Origin of the sequence: Micromonospora halophytica (assembly GCF_900090245.1) — a bacterium.
Taxonomy (GTDB): domain Bacteria; phylum Actinomycetota; class Actinomycetes; order Mycobacteriales; family Micromonosporaceae; genus Micromonospora; species Micromonospora halophytica.
The window spans coordinates 271,171-293,177 of the sequence record NZ_FMDN01000001.1 but is presented as its reverse complement, the minus strand read 5'-3'; the positions used below and the strand labels follow the sequence as shown (position 1 = coordinate 293,177).

At 73.3% G+C, this 22,007-nt stretch carries 17 protein-coding genes and 1 pseudogene; 11 read left to right on the top strand and 7 right to left on the bottom strand.

The genetic code is table 11. From position 1 onward, the window contains the following. Nucleotides 1–229 precede the first annotated feature (229 nt). On the top strand, nucleotides 230–1,165 hold the full coding sequence (locus tag GA0070560_RS01310) for a peptidoglycan-binding protein (protein WP_091290189.1): 936 nt from the start codon (nucleotides 230–232) through the stop codon (nucleotides 1,163–1,165). A 117-nt stretch (nucleotides 1,166–1,282) separates the two neighbouring features. Here GA0070560_RS01310 and GA0070560_RS01305 read toward each other — a convergent pair whose 3' ends face one another. Beyond that, nucleotides 1,283–2,398, bottom strand: a complete 1,116-nt coding sequence (locus tag GA0070560_RS01305) for an LCP family protein (protein ID WP_091290188.1) — start codon at nucleotides 2,396–2,398, stop codon at nucleotides 1,283–1,285. A 139-nt stretch (nucleotides 2,399–2,537) separates the two neighbouring features. Here GA0070560_RS01305 and GA0070560_RS01300 point away from each other — a divergent pair, with 139 nt between their 5' ends. Next, nucleotides 2,538–4,232: an FAD-dependent oxidoreductase gene (locus GA0070560_RS01300; RefSeq protein ID WP_091290187.1), complete on the top strand. Its 1,695-nt coding sequence runs from the start codon at nucleotides 2,538–2,540 to the stop codon at nucleotides 4,230–4,232. Between the two features lie 16 nt (nucleotides 4,233–4,248). Here the strand turns inward: GA0070560_RS01300 and GA0070560_RS01295 are convergent, their stop codons facing one another. Beyond that, a complete protein-coding gene (locus GA0070560_RS01295) occupies nucleotides 4,249–5,184 on the bottom strand; it encodes a Brp/Blh family beta-carotene 15,15'-dioxygenase (RefSeq protein WP_170839235.1) in 936 nt (311 codons plus the stop codon). A 110-nt stretch (nucleotides 5,185–5,294) separates the two neighbouring features. Further along, nucleotides 5,295–5,993, bottom strand: coding sequence for a bacteriorhodopsin (locus tag GA0070560_RS01290; protein WP_091290185.1), 699 nt, complete (start codon nucleotides 5,991–5,993; stop codon nucleotides 5,295–5,297). 177 nt (nucleotides 5,994–6,170) lie between these two features. Here GA0070560_RS01290 and GA0070560_RS01285 point away from each other — a divergent pair, with 177 nt between their 5' ends. Next, the gene (locus GA0070560_RS01285; RefSeq protein ID WP_091290184.1) at nucleotides 6,171–7,049 is read left to right on the top strand and encodes a bacteriorhodopsin; all 879 of its coding nucleotides are present in this window, start codon (nucleotides 6,171–6,173) and stop codon (nucleotides 7,047–7,049) included. A gap of 11 nt (nucleotides 7,050–7,060) precedes the next feature. Continuing rightward, entirely contained in the window at nucleotides 7,061–8,614 is a 1,554-nt protein-coding gene (guaA, locus tag GA0070560_RS01280; protein ID WP_091290183.1) for a glutamine-hydrolyzing GMP synthase, read from the top strand. A gap of 7 nt (nucleotides 8,615–8,621) precedes the next feature. Here the strand turns inward: guaA and GA0070560_RS01275 are convergent, their stop codons facing one another. Next, nucleotides 8,622–8,993, bottom strand: coding sequence for a PspC domain-containing protein (locus GA0070560_RS01275; protein ID WP_091290182.1), 372 nt, complete (start codon nucleotides 8,991–8,993; stop codon nucleotides 8,622–8,624). 145 nt (nucleotides 8,994–9,138) lie between these two features. On the opposite strand from GA0070560_RS01275, the gene GA0070560_RS01270 reads away from it, so the two are divergent. The 3 genes from GA0070560_RS01270 to GA0070560_RS01260 all read left to right on the top strand — a co-directional run bounded on the left by GA0070560_RS01270 (nucleotide 9,139) and on the right by GA0070560_RS01260 (nucleotide 12,397). Further along, the gene (locus GA0070560_RS01270) at nucleotides 9,139–10,086 is read left to right on the top strand and encodes an NUDIX hydrolase (RefSeq protein ID WP_091290181.1); all 948 of its coding nucleotides are present in this window, start codon (nucleotides 9,139–9,141) and stop codon (nucleotides 10,084–10,086) included. Between the two features lie 134 nt (nucleotides 10,087–10,220). Next, complete coding sequence (locus GA0070560_RS01265) at nucleotides 10,221–11,135, top strand: NUDIX hydrolase (protein WP_091290180.1); 915 nt, start codon at nucleotides 10,221–10,223, stop codon at nucleotides 11,133–11,135. A gap of 344 nt (nucleotides 11,136–11,479) precedes the next feature. Then, nucleotides 11,480–12,397 carry a CDP-alcohol phosphatidyltransferase family protein gene (locus tag GA0070560_RS01260; protein ID WP_091290179.1) on the top strand — a complete coding sequence of 306 codons (918 nt, stop codon included), beginning with the start codon at nucleotides 11,480–11,482 and terminating at the stop codon, nucleotides 12,395–12,397. A gap of 61 nt (nucleotides 12,398–12,458) precedes the next feature. On the opposite strand, the gene GA0070560_RS01255 is transcribed toward GA0070560_RS01260, so the two are convergent. The 3 genes and pseudogenes from GA0070560_RS01255 to GA0070560_RS01245 all read right to left on the bottom strand — a co-directional run bounded on the left by GA0070560_RS01255 (nucleotide 12,459) and on the right by GA0070560_RS01245 (nucleotide 16,112). Further along, nucleotides 12,459–13,706: a phosphatidylserine decarboxylase gene (locus tag GA0070560_RS01255; RefSeq protein WP_091290178.1), complete on the bottom strand. Its 1,248-nt coding sequence runs from the start codon at nucleotides 13,704–13,706 to the stop codon at nucleotides 12,459–12,461. Between the two features lie 682 nt (nucleotides 13,707–14,388). Then, nucleotides 14,389–14,571 (bottom strand): annotated as a pseudogene (locus GA0070560_RS29995) (hypothetical protein); the annotation flags it as partial. Then, entirely contained in the window at nucleotides 14,568–16,112 is a 1,545-nt protein-coding gene (locus GA0070560_RS01245) for a PspC domain-containing protein (protein WP_091290176.1), read from the bottom strand. The gene GA0070560_RS01245 and the pseudogene GA0070560_RS29995, both read right to left, overlap by 4 nt. A gap of 169 nt (nucleotides 16,113–16,281) precedes the next feature. Between GA0070560_RS01245 and GA0070560_RS01240 the strand changes: the two genes are divergently transcribed. From GA0070560_RS01240 to GA0070560_RS01225, 4 genes are all read left to right on the top strand, one after another. Next, nucleotides 16,282–17,547: an ATP-binding protein gene (locus GA0070560_RS01240; protein ID WP_091290175.1), complete on the top strand. Its 1,266-nt coding sequence runs from the start codon at nucleotides 16,282–16,284 to the stop codon at nucleotides 17,545–17,547. Continuing rightward, nucleotides 17,547–18,233, top strand: coding sequence for a response regulator (locus GA0070560_RS01235; protein WP_091290174.1), 687 nt, complete (start codon nucleotides 17,547–17,549; stop codon nucleotides 18,231–18,233). The genes GA0070560_RS01240 and GA0070560_RS01235 overlap by 1 nt, the downstream gene beginning before the upstream one ends. 185 nt (nucleotides 18,234–18,418) lie before the next feature. Continuing rightward, nucleotides 18,419–19,585: a thioester domain-containing protein gene (locus tag GA0070560_RS01230; protein ID WP_091290173.1), complete on the top strand. Its 1,167-nt coding sequence runs from the start codon at nucleotides 18,419–18,421 to the stop codon at nucleotides 19,583–19,585. A 681-nt stretch (nucleotides 19,586–20,266) separates the two neighbouring features. Continuing rightward, a complete protein-coding gene (locus GA0070560_RS01225) occupies nucleotides 20,267–21,907 on the top strand; it encodes a peptide ABC transporter substrate-binding protein (protein ID WP_091290172.1) in 1,641 nt (546 codons plus the stop codon). Nucleotides 21,908–22,007: the final 100 nt, after the last annotated feature.

The following is a 22,007-nucleotide window of genomic DNA, read 5'->3' as shown; positions in this document are numbered from 1 at the left end:
CTGCCGGCTCGCCCGTTTCATTGCCCTCGACCTCCCTTGCGTCGATACGAGCGGTCCCCGGCGGGCGAAAACATCTTTACAAACTCGCGCTGTTGTAAATATTTATCTTCATCACCATACTGGTCGGCGAGTGCCCGGGCAGTCGGCGGACCCACCCGCCGCCCCCCGCGCACCGACGATGCGGCGTGCCCCGACGCCGCTCGCACCCCCCGTCCCACAAGGAGTTCGCATGCCCACAAGAGTCCGCCGGGCGCTCACCTGGCTCGGCGCGGCGGCGCTCGCCGCCGTCGCCGTCCTGGTCGGTCCGACCGCCGCGCAGGCCGCCACCCCCGCCTGGCCCACCCTCGGCACCGGCACCTCCGGCGCCAACGTCACCTCCGCCCAGTTCCTGCTCCGCCACCACGGCCGGACGCTGAGCGTGGACGGCTACTACAGCTCCGGCACCGCCTCGGCGGTGAGTTCCTTCCAGTCCGCGAACGGGCTGACTCCCGACGGCGTCGTCGGCCCCCTGACCTGGGGCAAGCTCGTGGTCACCGTGGACGTCGGCGCCAACAACAACGCCGTCCGCGCGCTGCAGACCGCGCTCAACAAGTACGGCTACCGCCTCACTGTCGACGGCGCGTGGGGCACTGCGACCACGAACGCCGTGACCAGCTTCAAGTCCAGCCGCGGCCTCACCGGCGGCACCACCGTAGGGCCGACCACCTGGCAGTGGCTGATCGGCGGCGGCGGGGGCGGCGGCAACTACAGCCTCATCATCGGTAGGTCCGTCCTGCCCCGCAGCGAGTACGACGACCCGCACCACGACTACCCGGCGATCGACCTGCCCACCTGGACGGGCGTGACCACGTACGCCATCACCTCCGGCACCGTCATCCACGTCGGCGGGGGCTGCGGCTACGGCATCGGCATCACCGGTGACGACGGCGCGTACTACCAGTACTGCCACCTGTCGTCCCGGTCGGTCGCCTCCGGGACCCGGGTCAGCGCCGGACAGGTCATCGGCTACACCGGCAACACCGGCAACAGCACCGGGCCGCACCTGCACCTGGAGATCCGGGTCAACGGCGGCAACCGCTGCCCGCAGCGGATGCTGCTCGCCCTCTACGACGGCGGCTCCGTCCCCGCCCCGTCGTCACTGCCCACCACCGGCTGCACCTACTGACGCAGCCGCGACGGGGCCGGGTGGACGTGCCGCACCCGGCCCCGTCGCACGCCACACCGGACGGGCTCAGCGGCAGGCGGCACACCCGGACGGTTCAGCGGCAGGGGCCGAGGAGGGTCAGTTCCGCACCCGCAACTCGGGGTGGGCGGCGAGGAACGTCTCGACGTCGCCGGCCTTCAGCGCGGTCAGGAACTCCTGGCCGACCGGCTTGAGCTGCTCACCCTTGTACGCGCTGCCCGTGCCCACCCCGGTGCCGGGGAGCGCGACCAGGCTGATCCGGTCGACGCTCATCCCACCGAGGGCGTACGCGAAATCGACGATCCGGGGGCCGCCCGCGTAGCTGAGGGTGTCGCCGAGCGCCGCGACCACCTGCTCGACCCGGTCCGGCTGACGGGCCAGGTCCTCGTCGAGGATCCTGGTGACCAGCCCTCTGATCAGCTGCTGCTGGTGACGTTGCCGGGCGTAGTCGCCGCCGGTGATGTAGCGCTGCCGGGCGTAGTCCAGCGCCTGCCAGCCGTTGAGATGCCGCTCGCCCTTCTCGTAGACCATCTGCGGCCCGACGTAGCCGCCGCCGGAGGGGGCGGGGTCGCGGTGCTTGCCGTCCGGCTTGCGGTGGATCGAGACCACCCGCTGGTCGACGTAGATGTCCACCCCGCCGAGGGTGTCGACCAGCCGGTCGAAGCCGGCGAAGGTGATCACCGCCCCGGCGTCGATGCGCAGCCCGGTGTAGCCGGTGACCGCGCTGCGCAGCAGCTCGTACCCTTGGGCGGCGCTCGGCTCCTTCGGCCTGCCGGGCACCCGGCTGCCGTAGCTCATCGCGAGGGTGAGTTTCGTCCTCCCGCCCCGGTAGCCGGACGGCGGGAAGGCCGGGATGTCCACCAGCAGATCGCGGGGGAGGGAGAAGAGGTACGCCCGGTCCAGCCCGGCCGGGACGTGCAGCACCAGGACCGAGTCGGCGTGCGGCTCCCACCCGGGGACGCTGACCCGGGTGTCGACCCCGACGAGGAGCAGGTTGAGCGGGCCGGTGACACCCGTGCCGGGCGGGGTGGTCGGGCGGGGTGTGGCGGAGGCCCCCGGGGTTCCGGTGGGGCCGCCCGGGCCGGGCGGGCGTTGCGCCTGCTCGCCGCCGACCAGCCGGATCGTCACCAGGGCGCCGGCCACCAGCAGGACGGCTGCGGCGAGGGCGGCCAGCAGCACCCACCGGCGTCGCGCCGCCCCTGTCGGCTGAGTCATCCTCGACACCCCCGTCTGCACAACGCCCCGACACCGACCCCGGGTTGCGGCCCGCCGCCACCGGATCGGCCGGCCGTCCAGCATGATCGCGCGAAAACCGGCACTGGCGCGACGGCTACCCGCCGGTAATGATGCGTTCATGCAGTACGACGTGGTCGTCATCGGGTCGGGCTTCGGCGGCAGTGTGACCGCGCTCCGGCTGGCCGAGAAGGGTTACCGGGTCGGCGTGCTGGAGTCGGGACGCCGCTTCGCCGACGACGAGTTCCCGGAGACCTCCTGGCGGCTGCGGCGCTTCCTCTGGGCCCCGAAGCTCGGCTGCTTCGGCCTGCAACGCATCACCCTGCTCCGCTCGGCCGACCGGAAGGCCGGCGGCGGCGTGCTGGTGCTCTCCGGGGCCGGCGTGGGCGGCGGCTCGCTGGTCTACGCCAACACCCTCTACGAGCCCCTCGCCGCGTTCTACGACGACCCGCAGTGGCGGGGCATCACCGACTGGCGCGACGAGCTGGCCCGCCACTACGACCAGGCCAAGCGGATGCTCGGCGTCACCACGTACCCGGTCAGCACCGGCGCGGACCGGGCGATGCGGGCGGTGGCCGAGCGGATGGGGGTGGGGCACACCTTCCACGCCACCCCGGTCGGCGTGCACATCGGCCGGCCCGGGCAGCGGGTCGCCGACCCGTACTTCGGCGGCGTCGGCCCGGAGCGCACCGGCTGCAACCACTGCGGCTCCTGCATGACCGGCTGCCGGCACGGGGCGAAGAACACCCTGGTCAAGAACTACCTCTGGCTGGCCGAGCGGCTCGGCGTCCAGGTCCACCCGCTGACCACGGTGACCGCCGTCCGGCCGGCACCCGGCGGCGGGTACGAGGTGCACACCGAGCGGACCGGCGCCTGGCTGCGCAAGCGCCGGCAGGTCGTCCACGCCGACCAGGTGGTCTTCGCGGCCGGGGCGCTCGGCACCCAGCGACTGCTGCACGCGATGAAGGCGACCGGGGCGCTGCCGGCGCTCTCGCCGCGCCTCGGTGAGCTGACCCGGACGAACTCCGAGGCGATCCTCGGCGCGTCGGTCGGGCCGCGCCAGGCCCGCGCCCGCGGCCTCGACTTCACCGAGGGGGTGGCGATCACCAGCTCGTTCCACCCCGATCCGCAGACCCACATCGAGCCGGTCCGGTACGGCCGGGGCTCGAACGCGATGGGGCTGCTCCAGTCGCTGCTGGTCGATGGCGGGCCGCGCCGGGTCCGGCGCTGGCTGGGCAGCATCGTCCGGCAGCCCGGGGCAGCCGCCCGGATGCTCTCCGTCCGGCGCTGGTCGGAGCGGACGGTGATCGCCCTGGTCATGCAGTCGGTCGACAACTCGCTGACCACCCGGTTCCGGCGTGGCCCGTTCGGCCGTCGGCTGGTCTCCGGCCCCGGGCACGGCGCACCCAACCCGACCTGGATCCCGGCCGGCAACCAGGCGGTCCGGCTGCTCGCCGAGGAGATCGGCGGTACGCCCGGCGGCGCGCTGACCGAGCCGTTCAACATCCCGATGACCGCACACATCCTCGGCGGGGCGGTGATCGGCGCGTCCCCGGCCGACGGGGTGATCGACCCCTGGCACCGCGTCTACGGCCACCCGGGGCTGCACGTGGTCGACGGCGCGGCGGTCTCGGCGAACCTCGGCGTGAACCCGTCGCTGACGATCACCGCGCAGGCGGAGCGGGCGATGTCGTACTGGCCGAACAAGGGCGAGGACGATCCCCGCCCGCCGCTCGGCGAGGCGTACGTCCGGGTGGATCCGGTCGCACCGCGCGGGCCCGCGGTGCCGGCGGACGCACCGGGGGCGCTGCGCTGACTGCCGGCCCGGTCGGTCACCCCTCCGGTTCCGACGGGTGCCGGGGCCGGGCCCGCCGGTCCAGCCAGGCCACCAGCGCGGCGTGCGGGACGGTGAGCGCCGCCAGCACGGCGACGGTGGCGGGCAGCAGGTCGACCGGGCCGGCGGCCAGCACCGCGAGGGCGGCGGCCGCGGCCAGGGTGGGTAGGGCCGCCCGCCGGGCGAAGCGACGCAGTGGCGGCCCGAGCCGGCCGGCGACCAGGTCGGCGCGGTTGCCGGGGTCGCCGTGCAGCAGCCGGGCCACGTGCCGGGCCGAGTGCCAGGTGGCGAAGTAGACACCGATCGCCAGCGCGGGCGGCACGGCGGCGAACAGGCAGAGCAGGAGGACCGGTTCGGCGGCATCGGCCCGCCGGCCCGCCCGTACGTCCCGCAGCACCGTCCGTGCGACGGCGGCCAGCAGGCACGCCGTCGCCAGTGCCCGCACCTCGACGGTGAGCAGCTCCGGCACGCGCGGCGCCACGGTGGCGAGCACCGGGTCCACCGCGTCGGGCCAGAGCAGCAGGGGCACCACCACCGGCGGGCCGCCCCGGGCCAGCACCCCGGAGAGCGGCTGGCGGACCGGCCGCCCGTCCCGTTCGGCGTGGAACGCCTCGTCGGCGGTCCCGAAGTGGGCGACGGACAGGGCGAGGAAGCCGACCAGCGCGGGGGCCGGCGCGGCGCGGAACGCCACCAGGGCGGCCCCGGCGAGGGCCGCGTAGCCGAGCGGCACGGCCAGCCGGGCGGCCGTCGGACGGGCCCGGGCCGACATCCAGGCGGGGACCAGGTGGTCGACCGCCCCGTGCGGCAGCCCGAGGAGCAGCCCGGCGAGGAGGAACCCCGGGGCGCCCCCGACGTCGTGGCGGTGCAGCACCGGCGCCAGGACCAGCAGGGCGAGGGCGGGCAGCGGCGACGTGACGCCGATCCGGACCAGCACCCGATCCGCCGGGTGCCGGGCCCGCCGGGTCCGCCGTCCGGCCGGAGTCCCGGGTGCGCCGGCTGCCGCCGGCCGGGGGCCTTCGATGCTCGGGGGACCGGCCGGGGCCGTCACGGACGGTCCCCGAGCGGGAGTTCACCCCGGGTGCTCAGCGCCCGGAGCCGGCCCAGGTCGACGATGCTCCAGCCCACCTTCGACACGATCGACAGCAGGACGTACAGACCGCTGACGACGGCGGCCCCGAGCAGTTCGATGCCGGAGGGCCCGAGGAGCCAGAGCAGCGGGTACCCCATCCAGAGCACGCTGAGCAGCGCGGCCGCTTCCCGGTACGTGTGGTACAGCCCGTCCGGCTGACGGCGGGCGATGGCCCGCAGCGGCCCCCAGATCAGGGCGAGGACGACGAGCAGGCACAGGCTGCCGAGGCCGAAGAGCAGGTACCGGGCCCACAGGTCGGCGGTGAGGTCGGCGAGGAAGCCGCTGAGGAGCATGGCGACGTTCGTGCCGACGAGCGCGGCCAGCAGCGTGGGATGCCGGCCGGGCAGGGCGTGCGTCGCGGTCAGGGTCAGCGCGACCAGCAGCAGCGAGGCGGTGACCGTCCAGTCCACGTACCGCGCCCAGTAGACCGGGTGGTCGCCGTCGGAGCGGCCGCCGCCGAGGGCCATCACCGTGTACCAGAGTCCGGACCAGACCGGGATGGCGATCGCCACCCGGTACTCGATCCGGGGGACCCCCTTCGGGTCGGCGTGCCAGCGGAGGAAGAGCAGTGCGCCGGCCGTCATCGCGGCCACGTAGAGCCACAGCCACCACACGTCGTCATCTCCCGCCCGGTCCGGTCGGACGCGCGTCCGACCGTTCGGCGACCGGCTGCGTGCGTCCGCCCGGGTTCGGCGGATCAGACGCGCGCCGCTCTCGTCACCACCTACGGTAATCAGGTAGTTCCGGTTCGAATGGGCCAAAAGCCGTATTGCTAGCGGTGGGAGAGGGACGTGAACTTCGAGAACACCTTCTCGTACAACCCGGACCAGTTCACCCTGATCTCCCACGTGCTCAGCCTGGGGTTCGCCGTGATGGCCGCCGGGCTGGTCTACTTCCTGGTCACCCGGAGTTCCCTGGCGCCCCGGTACCAGTTCTCGTCGGTGCTCTCCGCTGTCGTGATGGTGTCGGCCTTCTTCGAGTTGTTCCTGCTCTACCAGCGCTGGGTGGGGGCCTTCCGGTGGGACGGCACCGCCTTCGTCCAGTCGGGCCTGCTCTTCTCCAACGGCTACCGGTACGTCAACTGGTCGATCGACGTGCCGGTGCTGCTGATCCAGTTGCTGGTCGTCATGGGCGTCACCGGCCGCCGGTTCCACCAGAGCTGGGTGGTCTTCGTCCTCGGTGGGCTCGCCATGATCTACACCGGGTACGTGGGCCAGTTCCACGAGGTCGAGCGGGACGCGCCGTACTGGGTGTGGGGTCTGGTCAGCACCGGCTTCTTCGTGCTGCTGCTCGCCCTGGTGGCCCGGATCATCTTCGGCAACCTGGCCCGGCTGCCCGAGTCGGCGCGGGGAACGGCCCGGGCGGTGTGGTGGCTGGTGCTCGTCTCCTGGCTGCTCTACCCGGGCGCGTACCTGATGCCGGCCCTGTGGGACTCGGCCGACGGCGTGGTGGCCCGGCAGATCACCTACACGGTGGCGGACATCACCTCGAAGGTGGTCTACGGGGTGCTCCTCGGGATCATCGCCCGCCGGGTCAGCTCCGCCGAGGGGTACGCCCCCGCGGTCGCCGACGAGGTGGCGCTGCCCCGCGGCGGCATCACGGACGCCGGTGGAGTCACCGACGGTGGCGGGCGGGGCGGCCGCCGTGGGCGGCCCGGTCACGGTCGGTAGGATTCCCGACCATGAGCACGCCTCGCCCCGTCCTCGTGGTGGACTTCGGAGCCCAGTACGCCCAGCTCATCGCGCGCCGGGTGCGCGAGGCGAAGGTCTACTCGGAGATCGTCCCGCACTCCATGCCGGTGCAGGAGATGCTGGCGAGGAAGCCGGCCGCGATCATCCTGTCCGGCGGCCCGTCCAGCGTCTACGCCCCGGGCGCTCCCCGGATCGACGCCGGCCTGTTCACCGCGGACGTGCCGGTCTTCGGCATCTGCTACGGGTTCCAGGCGATGGCCCAGGCGCTCGGCGGTACGGTCGCGAAGACCGGCAACCGCGAGTACGGCGGGACGCCGCTGCGCGCCCGCGCCGACGCCGGCGTGCTGCTCCGTGAGCTTCCCGACGACCTGCCGGTCTGGATGAGCCACGGCGACTGCGTGACCGAGGCCCCCGAGGGCTTCACGGTCACCGCCGAGTCGGCGGGCGCGCCGGTCGCCGCCTTCGAGGACCTGGCCGGCCGGCGGGCCGGCGTGCAGTTCCACCCCGAGGTCGGGCACACCGCGCACGGCCAGGAGATGCTCAAGCGCTTCCTCTACGACATCGCCGGCATCGAGCCGACCTGGACGCCCGAGAACATCATCGACGAGCAGGTCGCCCGGATCCGGGAGCAGGTCGGCGACAAGGAGGTCATCTGCGGCCTCTCCGGCGGGGTGGACTCCGCGGTCGCTGCGGCGCTGGTGCACAAGGCGGTCGGTGACCAGCTCACCTGCGTCTTCGTCGACCACGGCCTGCTGCGCGCCGGTGAGGCCGAGCAGGTGGAGAAGGACTACGTCGCCGCCACCGGCATCAAGCTCAAGGTGGTCGACGCCCAGGAGCGTTTCCTCGGCGCGCTGGCCGGGGTGACCGACCCGGAGCAGAAGCGCAAGATCATTGGCCGCGAGTTCATCCGGGTCTTCGAGGCCGCCGCCCGGGAGATCGCCTCGCACGGCGACGTCGAGTTCCTGGTGCAGGGCACCCTCTACCCGGACGTGGTCGAGTCCGGCGGCGGCACCGGCACCGCCAACATCAAGAGCCACCACAACGTCGGCGGCCTCCCGGAGGACCTGAAGTTCGCCCTGGTCGAGCCGCTGCGCACGCTCTTCAAGGACGAGGTCCGCGCGCTCGGCCTGGAGCTGGGCCTGCCCGAGGCGATGGTCTGGCGGCACCCGTTCCCGGGTCCGGGCCTGGCCATCCGGATCATCGGCGCGGTCGACCGGGAGCGGCTGGACCTGCTCCGCCAGGCCGACCTGATCGCCCGGGAGGAGCTGAGCAACGCCGGCCTGGACCGGGGCGTCTGGCAGTTCCCGGTGGTGCTCCTGGCCGACGTGCGCAGCGTCGGGGTGCAGGGTGACGGGCGCAGCTACGGGCATCCCGTGGTGCTGCGCCCGGTCTCCAGCGAGGACGCGATGACCGCCGACTGGTCCCGGCTGCCCTACGAGGTGGTCGCCCGGATCTCCACCCGGATCACCAACGAGGTCGCCGAGGTCAACCGGGTGGTCCTGGACGTGACGAGCAAGCCGCCGGGCACCATCGAGTGGGAGTGATCCCTTCTCACCCGGCCGGCGGCGGCTGAGGGGCGGGGCGGGGCTCCGGCGCCGGCAGCGGCTCGGTGACCGGTTCCGGCCGGGGGGCCGGGGCCGGCGGCCAGGTCGGGGCCGGTCCGCCGGCGGGCGCGGCGCCCGTCGGGTGCGGCCAGGCGGGCGCGCCCGGCGGCTCCTCCGGCATCAGGAACCACATGATCGGGTACGCCAGCGCGGCGAGGCCGCCGGTGAGCAGGGTCGTGACGGCGAAGATCAGCCGGACCAGGGTGGGGTCGACGGCGAAGTAGCGGCCGAGGCCGCTGGCGACGCCGGCCACCATCCGGTCGGTGGTGGGGCGGCGCAGCTGCTTGTACGGGGCCTGGGGTGGGGTCGTCGAGGTCATGTCCCCACGGTCCGTCGGTGGGTGGTCGGGCGACCTCGGTGACCGCCCGGATCCCTACCCTGATCGATCCCTGATGCGCCACAAAAGAGTCAGGAATCTGACTCTTTTCGATGTCGGTAACCGGACGCGGGGACAATTTCGTCTCGTGACCACCTTGCTGGAGCCGCTCCGCAGGATCGCGGCATACGCAGTTTGTGCTGATTCAGTCGGCCGGGTGTTGCTGGTGCGCGCCTCGGAGCGCTCCGGCACCCCCGGCGTGTGGTCCCTGCCCGGAGGGGCGGTCGACCACGGTGAGGATCCCCGGCACACCGTCGTCCGGGAGACCGCCGCCGAGACGGGCCTCTCGGTCGCCGTCTCCGGCCTGGACGACGTCCTCGCCGACATGCGGGCGTTGCCCGACCGGGGCATCACCATCCACACCGACCGCCTCGTCTACCGGGTCACCGTGCGCGGCGGCACCCTGACCGACCGGGTCGACCGCCCCACCGACCTGGCCCGGTGGTACACCCTCGACGAGGCTCGGGAGCTGCCGCTGCGCTCGTTCACCGCACGCGCCCTCGGTCTGCCCGCCTCCTCGGCCGACGTCGTCCCCGACGAGGCCCCCGAGTTCCCCTCCTTCTACGCCGTGCCGGGGCCGGACGGCCTGCACCGCGCCCAGCGCTTCGCCGCGTACGCGGTGGTGACCGACCCCGAGGGCCGGGTGCTGCTGACCCGGGTCTCCGACGGGTACCCGGGCGCGGGCTGCTGGCACCTGCCCGGCGGCGGCACCGACTACGGTGAGCAGCCCGGCGCGGCGCTGATCCGGGAGCTGGTCGAGGAGACCGGGCAGTCCGGTCGCCTGGTCGAGCTGCTCGGCGTGGCCAGCCACCGGGACGCCGCATCGCTCGGCCCGGAGGGCTACCCGATCGACTGGCACGGCGTCCGTGCCTTCTACCGGGTGGTCGTCGACAAGCCCGCCCCGCCCACGGTCGCCGACGTCGGCGGCTCCACCTGTGAGGCGAGGTGGTTCGCCCGGGAGGAGCTCGGCGCCCTCCCCACCGACCGCCTCACCGAGGTCACCGCCGAAGCCGTCCAAGCCGCCAACCTCACCTGACTCCTCCCCGCCCGACCCCCTCCTCCCGCCCCCCGTCCCGGTGATCATGAAGTTATTGTCGGGACACGCCGACGGTGGCGGCGACAACTTCATGATCAACCCAGTGTGGGTGGGCAGCGGGGGAGTGTGGGCGGGTGGAGGAACGGCGGCGGATCGGGGCGTACGGGGTGCTGCGGGGCTCTGGCGGGCGGGTGCTGCTGGTCCGGGGATCCTCCGGCTGCCCGGTCCCCGGGGTCTGGCAGGTGCCCGGTGGTGGCGTCGGGCACGGGGAGCATCCGGTGGCCGCGGTGGTGCGGGAGTTCGCCGAGGAGACCGGGCTGACCGTCGAGGTCACCGGGGTGCGGGCCGCCGTCGCGGACGTGACCACCTTCCGTGACCCCGACGTCGCGGTGCACACCGACCGGCTGGTCTTCGACGTCGAGGCCCGCGGCGGCGACCTGCGCCCCGAACCGGCGGGCGGCACCGACGCGCTGGACTGGTTCACCCCGCCGGAGGCGGCCGGGGTGCCGCTGATGCCGTTCACCGCCGAACTGCTCGGTCTGCCCGTCACGCCCCTGCCCGCCGGGTTGCCCCGGGCGCTGCCGGCCGGACCGGCCGCCGCGGCGACCGCCGACCGGCGGCAGCGCTTCGCCGCGTACGGACTGGTCACCGACCCGGACGACCGGGTGCTGCTGACCCGGATCGCCCCCGGCTATCCCGGCGCCGGGAAGTGGCACCTGCCGGGAGGTGGCACGGATCACGGCGAGCAGCCGGCCGCCGGGCTGTTGCGCGAGCTGGTGGAGGAGTCCGGGCAGCTCGGCACCGTGGTCGGCTTGCTGACCGTCAGTAATCTGCATGATCCCGCCGCGCTCGGTCCGGAGGGGCGTCCGATGGACTGGCACACCGTCCGGGTGGTCTACCGGGTGCTGGTGCCAGCCCCGACCGAGGCGGTGGTCACCGAGCTCGCCGGCGGATCGACCGCCGAGGCTGCCTGGTTCACGGAAGCGCAGGTGGCCGGCCTGCAGATGACCGAGGTGGCGGCCCTGGCAACCGGACGGGCGGGGCGGTAGCACGCGCTCGCCGGGCCGTTCCGGGGTACCTCCGGTACAGTCGGAGATGCGGGTTGGCGTAGGAAACGGGCGATGGAGCCCCAGATGGGAACAACGGAGCGGTTCGCGCGGTTATCGGAGTATAAGTACCGCCGGCAGCTATCGCCAACCACCACTCCCCTGTGCAATGGTGTACTCCGCTTCGACGGCTGCCGGGCCGACAATGGTCCGGCACGAGACAGCCGGACACCCGCCCACCTGGGCGGCCCAGCCGATCCGGTGATGGAGGAAACGTGCCGAGAGCCCCATGGCGCCGGCGTCGTACGACTGACAGTCCGCGCCCCGCAGGGCGTCGCTGGGCGGGCTTGCGCCGCAGCAGCACGTTCGCCCGCCAGGTGCTGCTGGTCCGGGTGGGCCGCCGTGACGGCGAGCCCGGCTCCGGCACCGACCTGGTGCTGCCGGAACGCCTCGTCGACCGGCCCCGCCGCCGGTACGGCTTCGACCGCTTCGGTCGGGCCGAGATCGAGGCGGTCATGCCGGTGAGCCCCGCCCTCGCCCCCGCCACGGCCGTGGACGAGTCCCCGGCGATGTCCATCCCGCTGCTGCCCGGTGAGCGCACCGTGGCCCGCCGGATGAAGTTCGCCCTGGTCAACGCCTGCACCCTGGCCAGCCTGATGCTCGGCATCACCGCCATCTTCGTGGCCATGGCCGGCGAGGCCCGGGTGGCCGCCCTGCTGCTGATCGCCTGTGTCGCCTTCGACGGCCTCGACGGCGCGCTCGCCCGCAAGCTCGGCGTGGCCAGCCCGTTCGGCGCCCAGATGGACTCGCTGGCCGACATGTGCTCCTTCGGCCTCGCCGCGCCGGTGGTGGTCTACGCCTCGCTCGCCGGGTCGGCCCCCACCGCCGCCGCCGGTGTGGCCGCCGCTCTCGTCGCGGCCTGCGCGGCGATCCGCCTCGCCCGGTTCAACGTCTCGCCGAAGGACGGCCGGTTCTTCTGCGGCGTGCCGACGACCATGGCGGCGGCGGTGCTGGCTCTCACGGTCGCCATCGGGCTGCCGCTGCCGGCGGTCGTGCAGATCGCCGGGGTGGCCCTGCTCGCCTTCGCGATGGTCTCCAGCTTCCCGTACGCCAAGCTCGCCCGGCTGCTGAAGCTCCCGCCGTGGGTCTGGCTGGCCCCGGTGATCGGCGCGCTGGTCGACATCCGGCTCACCTTCGCCCTGGTGGTGGTGGGCTACCTGGTCAGCGGTCCGCTGCTCTGGCTGCACCAGCGCCGCACCGCCTGATCCATCCGCACGTACGCAAAGGGGGCGCCGCGGTCGCGGCGCCCCCTTTGCGTGTCCGTCGTCAGCGCCAGCGGGCGATGACGGTGGCGCCGCCGACCACCTTGTCGCCCGGGCCGACCAGCGGCTCGGCGGCGTCGACCGGCAGGTAGACGTCGGTCCGCGAGCCGAACCGGATCAGCCCGAAGCGCTCGCCCCTGGCCAGCAGCGACCCGATCGGCGCCCGCTGCACGATCCGCCGGGCGATCAGCCCGGTACGCTGCGCCACCACCACCGTGCCGTGCACGGTGTCGAGCACCGTGTACGCCGCCACGTTGTGCTCGGCCTCCGGCTTCATCGCGTTGACGAACCCGCCGTCGGCGACGAAGTAGTCGACCACCTTGCCCGCCACCGGGGCCCGGTTGACGTGCACGTCGAGCACCGACAGGAAGACCGCGACGCGCAGCCACTCACCGTCACCGAAGCGCTCGTCGTGCAGCCGCTGCACCGACAGCACCTGACCGTCGGCAGCCGCGACCACGGCCGACGGGTCTTCCGGGACGTCCCGCTCCGGGTCCCGGAAGAAGGCGGCCACCGGGGCGGCGGCCAGCGCCGGCAACAGCCAGAGCTTCGACTTGGGGCGGGCCACCCGGGCCACCGCGGCGAGCCCGAGGGCGATGCCGGCCGCCGCCACGCCGTTGGAGTCGATGTGCATGCCGCGGGTCAGCGGCACGCTGGACGGCCGGTGGGCCGGGGCCAGCCGGGTGGCGAGCGCGGCGTCGGCCGGGGTGAACCGGAGGTGGTGCACCCGGACCGGCGGGGTGTTGCGCAGCACCAGGTCGGCGCCGACGCCGTGCAGCACGCCCTGCCGGTCCAGCTCGGCGGCCGCCCCCTCGGTCCGGAACACCGGCGCGGCCACGCTCAGCACCGAACCGTCGGTGAGGTACTTGGCCAGGCCCTCGATGGTCGTCCGGGCCTGCTCGGCGGTGCCGGTCAGGGGCTCGGCGGCGACGACCACCTCGGCTGCGTCGGCCTCGGCGAGGGAGTCGACGACGCGTACCCGGTCGGCGACCCAGCGGCCCTGGGCCGTGACGTGCTCGCGCAGCGCCGCGGCGTCGGTGGTCTCGGCCGGCACGACGGTGAGCGTGTCGCCGGGGAGCAGCGCGTCGATCGCCGCGGCCAGCACCGCGGACTCCGGGGTCGCGCCGACCAGCAGGGCGGCCTTGGGGTCGTTACGCCGGGCGAGCTCGGTGACGAGGGTACGGGCGGCGCGCTCGCCGATGCGGACCGGGCCGGACCGGCCGGGGGTGCGCACGGCGGGGGACTGGGTCATGTCGGGCGGGCTCCTGACGGGGTAGAGACGGGCATCGCGGCGGGACCGCCGCTGCCGACCTGGTCCGCACGGCCACGGGTGGGCCCGGCGACCTGACGGCCCGGCCGTGGCCGTCGACCCGGCGTGGCGGGCCGGCCGGTGGAGGGCGGGATCTCCACCGGCCAGCATACGAGTCCGCGCACGATGCCCGCAGCGGCGCGGGTCAGGTCGGCGGGCGGCGCTCACCGGCCGGCGGACCGGTGACCGGGTCGACGGGGGACCGGCGTGGCTCCTGCTCCCGGGCGTCCGCGTCGCGGTCCTCGACCGCCTCGACAGGCTGGTCGCTGACCGCCGCGGTGGGCCACTCGTCGGCGTCGGCGGCCCGGTATCCCGTGCCCGGGCCGGTGGCGCGGTCCCGGGCGTCGTCCGGCGCCCAGATCGGGGCGGTGGACTCCGCGGGGCCCTCCAGCCGGATCTCCGCGGTGGCCGGCTCCCCGGACCAGGTCGCGTCCGGGTCCTTCCGGCTGTCGGCAGGGCCGGGCCCGTCGAACCGGGCCGGCTCCGGTGCGGGCCGGTTGCCGCCGACCGGGGAGGCAGGGACGTCGTTCGGGTCGACGCCAGGGACGGCACGGTCGCTTGCCGGGACCCGCCGGCCGTCGCCGGTCTGTTCCGTCGGCGCGGGCGGCTTGTCCCGGCGGTCGTGCCGACCGGAGCGCAGCGCCCCGATCAGGCCGAGCAGTCCGATCAGCAGCAGCGCGCCGGCGAGGAACCAGCCGACCGGTGGCAGGGCGAGCCCGAGGATCTGGGCGAGCAGCCACCAGAGGGCCAGACCGACGAAGAGCAGCCCGAAGAGGAGGGAGACGAGATCCGTGCGGTGGACCCTCACCGGGTCACCTCCAGGTTTCCGCCGGTGACGTGGATGGACAGACGCAGGGTGCCCCCGCCCGCCCCGTCCGGCCCCAGGTCGGTGACCTCCCGGAGCCGTCCGTTCACCGCGCTCGATCGCGAGCCGAGGATGTTGGTGTCACCGGCGTTGACATCGGCCGTGACGGTCACGTCGACCTCCGGCGGCACTGCCACCACCGCCTCGCCGAAGTTGACCACGACCGTGATCTCGGTGTCCTGGTTCCTGAAGTCCACCGCCCGCAGGTCGAGCATGGCGCCTCCGAAGTTGCTCTCGTACCGGGTGGCGAGGTCGTGCAGGTCGGTCGGGGCCCAGGTGACGTTTCCGTCCACGCCCCGGACCCGGTCGTACGACTCGGCGACGGTGGCCATGCCGAGCGCGGCGGCGGTGACCAGGCCCAGCGCGATCAGCCAGCGGGCCCGGCCGAACCAGGTGCCGACCAGCAGCCCGAGGCCGATGGTGGCCAGCGCGGCGGCGAAGTACGCGGCAGCGCCGATGGGGAAGACGCCGAGCAGGTCGAGGATCGCCACCACGCCGAGGACCAGGAAGATCAGCGAGAAGGTGACCGCGCCGAGCGCGGACCGTTCGCGCGGCCGCTTCGGCGGCTTCGGGGGGCGTACCGGCGGTGGGGGCGGTGCGGGCGGACCGGCGTAGGGGCCGTGCGGCGCGAAGGGCGGCCGGTATCCGGGGGGCAGCGGCGCGCTCACCGGTGGCGGGGGGACGGCCGGCGCGCTGACGGGCGGCGGCACCGCCGGCCCGCCGGCCGCCCCCGCCTGCGCCACGGCCGGCGGGTGAGCCGGCTGGGGCGCGGACGACCAGGCCGGGAGTTCCGCCGTACGCGCGGGTGCGGGCGGGGCCGCCGGGGCCGGCTGCGCCGGGTCGAAGAGCCCGGGAGCCGGGTAGCTGACCGGTGGCACCGGGCCGGGCGGCGCGGTGGCCGGGGCGGGCGGTGTGCCGGCACCGGCCGACGGGGTGCGGCCGTCCCGGTTGAGCAGCAGCGCGCCCCCGATGAGGATCGCCGCGCCGAGCAGCACGGCCCGGAACGGGTCGGTGACGATGTAGCCGAAGCTCACCGCGACCAGGACGGTCAGCAGGATGACGGTGATCGGGGACATGCTGGAGTGGCCCCGGCCCAGCATCGACTCGACCGGGGAGGCGCTGTCGCCCTCCCCGGGGATGATCAGCCAGGCGGCGACGTAGACCAGGATGCCGACGCCCCCGAAGAAGCCCAGCACGGCGAGGATCACCCGCCACAGCACCGGATCGGTGTTGGTGGCCCGGCCGACCGCGGCGCAGACTCCGGCCAGGTAGCGACCCTCGCGTGGGCGGACCAGGCCGTACCGTGAGGTGAAGGCGGCACCGCCGGACGGGGGCGGGGCGTACCCGCCGGGCGGCGGGACGGCGTCGCCGCCGCCTCCCGGTGGCACGGACGCGCCCGGGACGGCGGCGGGGTACGGCGGGGTCGGCGGTCCGCCCCACCCGCCCGCCCCGGGGCGGGGCGACGGGGCAGGTTGCTCGGTCATACCTCGATCCTGCTGCGTCGGTCGCCCGAGCGTCCTCCGGACCCGACCCTGACCCCACCCTGAGATCCCGGCCGTGCGGATGTCCGGGGCGTCCCCGTGGTCGGCGGCCCGCGTGTCGTGTGACGATCGGACCGGAACCGGACCCTCCGGTGTCCGCGCCGCACCCTCCGTGACCAGGGAGCCTCCGATCAGCACCGTGACGCAGCCGCCCCGCCTCTACCGGGCGCCCGAGCACCGGCTGGCCGCCGGCGTGGCCGCCGGTATCGCCGACCACCTCGGCATCCCGGTGCTGCGGGTCCGGGTCGCGTTCATGGTCCTGCTCGGCCTCAGCGGCCTGGGGCTGCTGCTGTACGCGGCGTTCTGGGCGGTGGTGCCGCTGCGCCCGGGGGACACCGCCGCGCCGCCCCGCCGGGACCTGGCCCAGTTGCTGCCGTTCGTGCTGATCGGGCTGGGCGTGCTGCTGGTGCAGGTGATGGTCTTCGACTCGGTCGGCGCGGCGGGCACCGCCGGCTGGCTGGTGGCGATCATCGCGGTGGGCGCCGGGGTGATCTGGCACCAGTCCGCGCCGGAGCGTCGCCGGCAGTGGGGCGAGTCGATGCCGGTGCCCTGGCTGGGCGCGGTGGTGGAGGAGAGCGACCGGCGGGCGTTCGTGCTCCGCTTCGTCGGCGGCGGGGTGCTGGTCGCGGTCGGCATCATCGGCGTGGCGGCGGTCTACTCGCCGGTGCAGAACGTTGACGCGGTCGTCAACGGGGTGATCTTCGCGCTGGTCGGGCTGGCCGGGGTCGGGGTGGTGGCGGCCCCGGTGCTCTGGCGGACGTGGAGCCAGCTCCGCTCGGAGCGGGAGGGACGAATCCGCGAGCAGGAGCGGGCCGAACTGGCGGCCATGGTGCACGACCAGGTGCTGCACACCCTCGCGCTGATCCAGCGCAACGCCAGCGACGTCAAGACCGTGCAGCGGCTGGCCCGTGGCCAGGAGCGGTCGCTGCGCAACTGGCTCTACAAGCCGACCGGGTCGCCGAGCGAGCGGTTCGCGGCGGCGCTGGAGCAGGCCGCCGCCGAGGTGGAGGACACCTTCGCGATCACCGTGGAGGCGGTGGTGGTGGGGGACCGGGAGACCGACGAGCGGGTCGGGGCGCTGGTGGCGGCGGCCCGGGAGGCGCTGGTCAACGCGGCCCGGCACGCCGGGGTGGCGACGGTGTCGCTCTACGCCGAGGTCGAGCCGGAGCAGGTGAGCGTCTTCGTCCGGGACCGGGGCAAGGGATTCGACCCGGATACCGTGGAGGACCACCGGCACGGCGTACGAGGATCGATTGTCGGCCGGATGAAGCGGCACGGCGGGCGGGCGGAGATCCGGTCCGGGCCCGGGGAAGGAACCGAGGTCCGGTTGATCCTGCCGATCACCGGCAACGGTTCCACGGCGGAAAGGGACAGATGATGGCGGAGCAGTCGATGGAACCGGTCGAGGGGGCGGACGCCCGTACCGAGCGGCTGCGGGTCTTCCTCGTCGACGACCACGCCATGTTCCGGGCCGGGGTCCGGGCGGAGTTGGGCACGCACGTCGAGGTGGTGGGGGAGGCGAGCACGGTGGCCGAGGCGGTCACCCGGATCGCCGCCACCGGACCGGACGTGGTCCTGCTCGACGTGCACATGCCCGACGGGGGTGGGCGCGCGGTGCTGGACGCGATGCGGCGTACCCACCCGCAGGTGCGGTTCCTGGCGCTGAGCGTGTCGGACGCGGCCGAGGACGTGATCGGGCTGATCCGGGCCGGCGCGCGGGGCTACGTCACGAAGACGATCTCCCCGGACGAGTTGACCGCGGCGATCCGCCGGGTGGCCGACGGGGACGCGGTGTTCAGCCCTCGGCTGGCCGGGTTCGTGCTGGACGCCTTCGCGGCCCGGCCGGACGCGCCGGTCGCCGATCCGGAGCTGGACCAGCTCACCAACCGGGAGCGTGAGGTGCTGCGGCTGCTCGCCCGGGGGTACGCGTACAAGGAGATCGCCAAGGAGCTGTTCATCTCGATCAAGACGGTCGAGACGCACGTCTCCAATGTGCTGCGCAAGCTGCAGATGTCCAACCGGTACGAGCTGTCCCGCTGGGCGGCGGACCGACGCCTGGTGTGAGGCCGGGAGGAACCGGAAGTACCGGGCGGCACGAGGCCAGGAGCTGACAAGAGATCAATTGGTGTTCCATAATGCCCCGTCGCGTTCTCGCGTGCGGGTGGTGCGAAATCCCGCGGGAACGGCGGCTCACTCAGGCCCGCCGCGTGCGGGCCAGGCCACCCCTGGGGAGAGGTGCACGAATCTTGATGTTCGGACAACGCGGACGACGCTGGGCCGGGATCGCCACGGCGTTCGTCGCAGGCGGCGCGATGGTGCTCGGGACGGCCGCTCCGGCCGCCGCCGAGGCGCCGGTCACCGGTGTGGCGCGGGCGGTCGAGGGCACCGGCGTCGTGCTGAAGCTCGACGACCGCAAGCACTCCACCTCGGCGCTCGCGCTGCAGATGAAGGACGGCACCGTGCCGGTCTTCTGCATCGACTTCCACACCCCGGTCGCCCGCGACGGCGAGTACACCGAGGGTAGCTGGGACGAGTCGAAGGTGAAGAACCTCGGCAAGGTGCAGTGGGTGCTCACCCACGGCTATCCGAACGCCGAGCGGGCCGAGCTGCTGGCCAAGGCCGGCGCGACGCTGCCCGGCGGCCTGTCGCAGAAGCGCCGCGACACCCTGCTCTACTTCGGCACCCAGACCGCCGTCTGGCACTTCAGCGACGGCATCGAGCTGGGTGACTGGCAGAGCGGGCTGACCAAGGCCACCGAGTACGAGGTGATCAAGAAGATCCACGACTACCTGATCACGAACGCGACCGACCAGCCGGAGCCGAAGGCCGAGCTGACCGTGGACCCGGCGACGGCCACCGCGAACGCCGGCGACAAGGCCGGCCCGTTCACCGTCAAGGGCCCGGCGGGCGACATTACGCTCAAGGTCACCGGCGGGACCGCCGTCGACGCCGAGGGCAGGCCGGTCACCACGACGACCAACGGCGGCCAGTTCTGGCTGACCGCCGCCGACGCCGGCAAGGTCACCGTGACCGTTTCGGCCCAGGACTCGGTCTCCTTCGGTCGGGTCTTCCTCTTCTCCGGCGGCAAGGACACCAAGCAGAAGCTGATCCTCGGCGGCAGCGCCGGCACCACCGTCTCCGCCGAGGCCGGCGCGAGCTTCGCGGCCGCCCCGACCAGCCCGTCGCCGTCGGAGACGACCCCGTCGCCGTCGGCGTCCACCCCGGCCGAGTCGCCCTCGCCGTCGGCCCCGGCCGAGAGCCCGGCGCCGTCCACCTCGCCGGCCGGCAACGGCGGCGACCTGCCGCTGACCGGCTCGCCGATCGCGGCTGCCGCCGCGGCCGGTGTGCTGCTGCTGGCGGTGGGCGCGGTCACCGTCCTGGTGGTCCGCCGCCGCAAGGTCCGCTTCACCGCCTGACCTGCCCCTCCGGCCCCGGCACCGCGACCGTGCGGTGCCGGGGCCGGAGCCGGTCGGCCCGTCGGTCCGTGGGCCGTTTCCGGGCCGTGCGGCCCCGCTGCCGGGCCCGATCGGGCCCGGGACCCCGACACCGTCGGCCACCCGGTCGGCGATCGTCCCCGCGTGGCCGATGCCGGGATCCTCCGGATGGTCAGATTCGGCCAGTGGTCGGTGGGTGTCGGAGAGTGCCCGGGGGCAGTGGCGGAAGCTCACCGGCCCTCCGTCCACGGGCGGGAGCGCGCTCGGAAGCCCCGGCGTCCTGCCTGCTCAGAGCGGTGCGACCGAGGCAGTTCATGATCTTTTCTCTGGTATCGGCAACGCGGCGGGCAACTAACGGCTTGATAACGGCACCTTCACGTAACGGGCCGGTAGGTGTCACAGTGGCAGCACCTCACCCCTGGCGCGAGGCACCCCGTACGTCTTGCCGGCCACGGCGCCGCCCACAACGCGGCTCGTGGCCGTCGAGCCTGCGTGGCGTCGAACGCGAGAGGTGGGGTGGCCCGGCGGATCGGTCCCCCTGGGGTGTCCCGATTTCCTCTGCGGTAAACCGGTGGCCTGAACATGAGGTCGCCGGCGGTGTCACCCCCCATGCGTGCGTGAAACCCACGACGGAACCAGGTTAGAAAGAGGAGGCCCCTCGGAATGAGAGTCTCGAAGCGGGCGAGCGGCGCGATCGCCGCGGGCGCGGCATTCGCGCTCATCGCGTCCGGCTGCTCCAGCAGCAGCGACGAGGGCGGCGACGCCACCAAGACCACCGACGGCAGCATCATCGTCGACGGCCACGAGCCGGAGAACCCCCTGGTTCCGGCGAACACCACCGAGACCGGTGGCGGCAAGGTCATCGACTGGATCTTCACCGGCCTGGTCGAGTACCCGAACAACGGTGGCGCGCCGCAGAACGCGCTGGCCGAGTCGATCGAGACGACCGACTCCAAGGTCTACAAGATCAAGATCAAGCAGAACACGAAGTTCCACGACGGCACCGTCGTCAAGGCCAAGAACTTCGTGGACGCCTGGAACTGGGGCGCGTACTCGCCGAACGGCGCGCAGAACGCCAGCTTCTTCGCCGACATCGCGGGCTTCGCGGACGTCAACACCTCCGACCCGGACGGCGACGGCCCGAAGAAGGCCCCGGAGCCGACCGCCAAGGAGATGTCCGGCCTCAAGGTCGTCGACGACTGGACCTTCGAGGTCACGCTCGCCGCGCCGACCGCCGTGTTCCCGACCAAGCTCGGCTACAGCACCTTCATGCCGCTGCCGGACGCCTTCTTCGCCGGCAAGGCGGAGGACTTCGGCAAGAACCCGATCGGTAACGGCCCGGTCAAGTTCGTGTCCTGGGAGCCCAACGTCGCGATCAAGCTGACGCGGTTCGACGACTACTCCCTGCGCGACAAGATGAAGATCAAGGACGTCACCGTCAAGATGTACCAGGACGACACGGCCGCCTACAGCGACCTGGTCTCCGGCAACCTTGACTTCATGCAGCAGGTCCCGGTCTCCTCGCTCGCGGGTGACAACTGGAAGAACGACCTGGGCGACCGGGCCATCCCCTCCACCACCCCGGTGACCGGCATCATCGCCTTCCCGATCTACGACGCCCGCTTCAAGAACGCGGACCTGCGTAAGGCGATCTCGCTGTCGATCAACCGCCAGGAGATCAGCGACAAGATCTTCTTCGGCAACCGCAAGCCGGCCGACAGCTGGGCCAACCCGCTCACCCCGGGCGCCAAGCCGGGCAACTGCACCTCCTGCAAGTACGACCCGGAGCAGGCCAAGGCGCTGTACGCCAAGTCCGGTGGCTTCAAGGGCCAGCTGAAGCTGTACTACAACGCTGACGCCAGCCACAAGGAGTGGATGGAGGCCGTCGCGCAGCAGATCAAGACCACGCTGGGCATCGACGCCGTCGCCACCGGTGTGCCGACCTTCGCGGTCTTCCGCCAGAACATCAACGCCCACAAGATGGACGGCATGTACCGCGCCGGCTGGCAGCAGGACTACCCGGACGTGGAGAACTGGGTCAACCCGCTCTACGTGACCGGTGGTTCCTCGAACGACGGTCTGTACAGCAACCCGGAGGTTGACGCCCTGGCCAAGCAGGCCGGCGCCGCCCCGAGCCTGGAGGCCTCGCACGACCTGTTCGCGCAGGCCGTGGCCAAGATCGACAACGACGTCCCGTCGATCCCGGTCTACTTCGGTGGTCAGCAGTCCGGCCACTCGGAGAAGATCAAGAAGATGGAGCTGTCCAACGTCGGCGAGCTCGACATCACCTCGGTCGAGCTCTGATCCGAACGGTCTGACCCCGGGTCGGGCTCGCCTACCGGTGAGCCCGACCCGGGGCCGTTCCGCGAGGGGTGTCACAACACTTCCTCGCCACGTTGTCGCC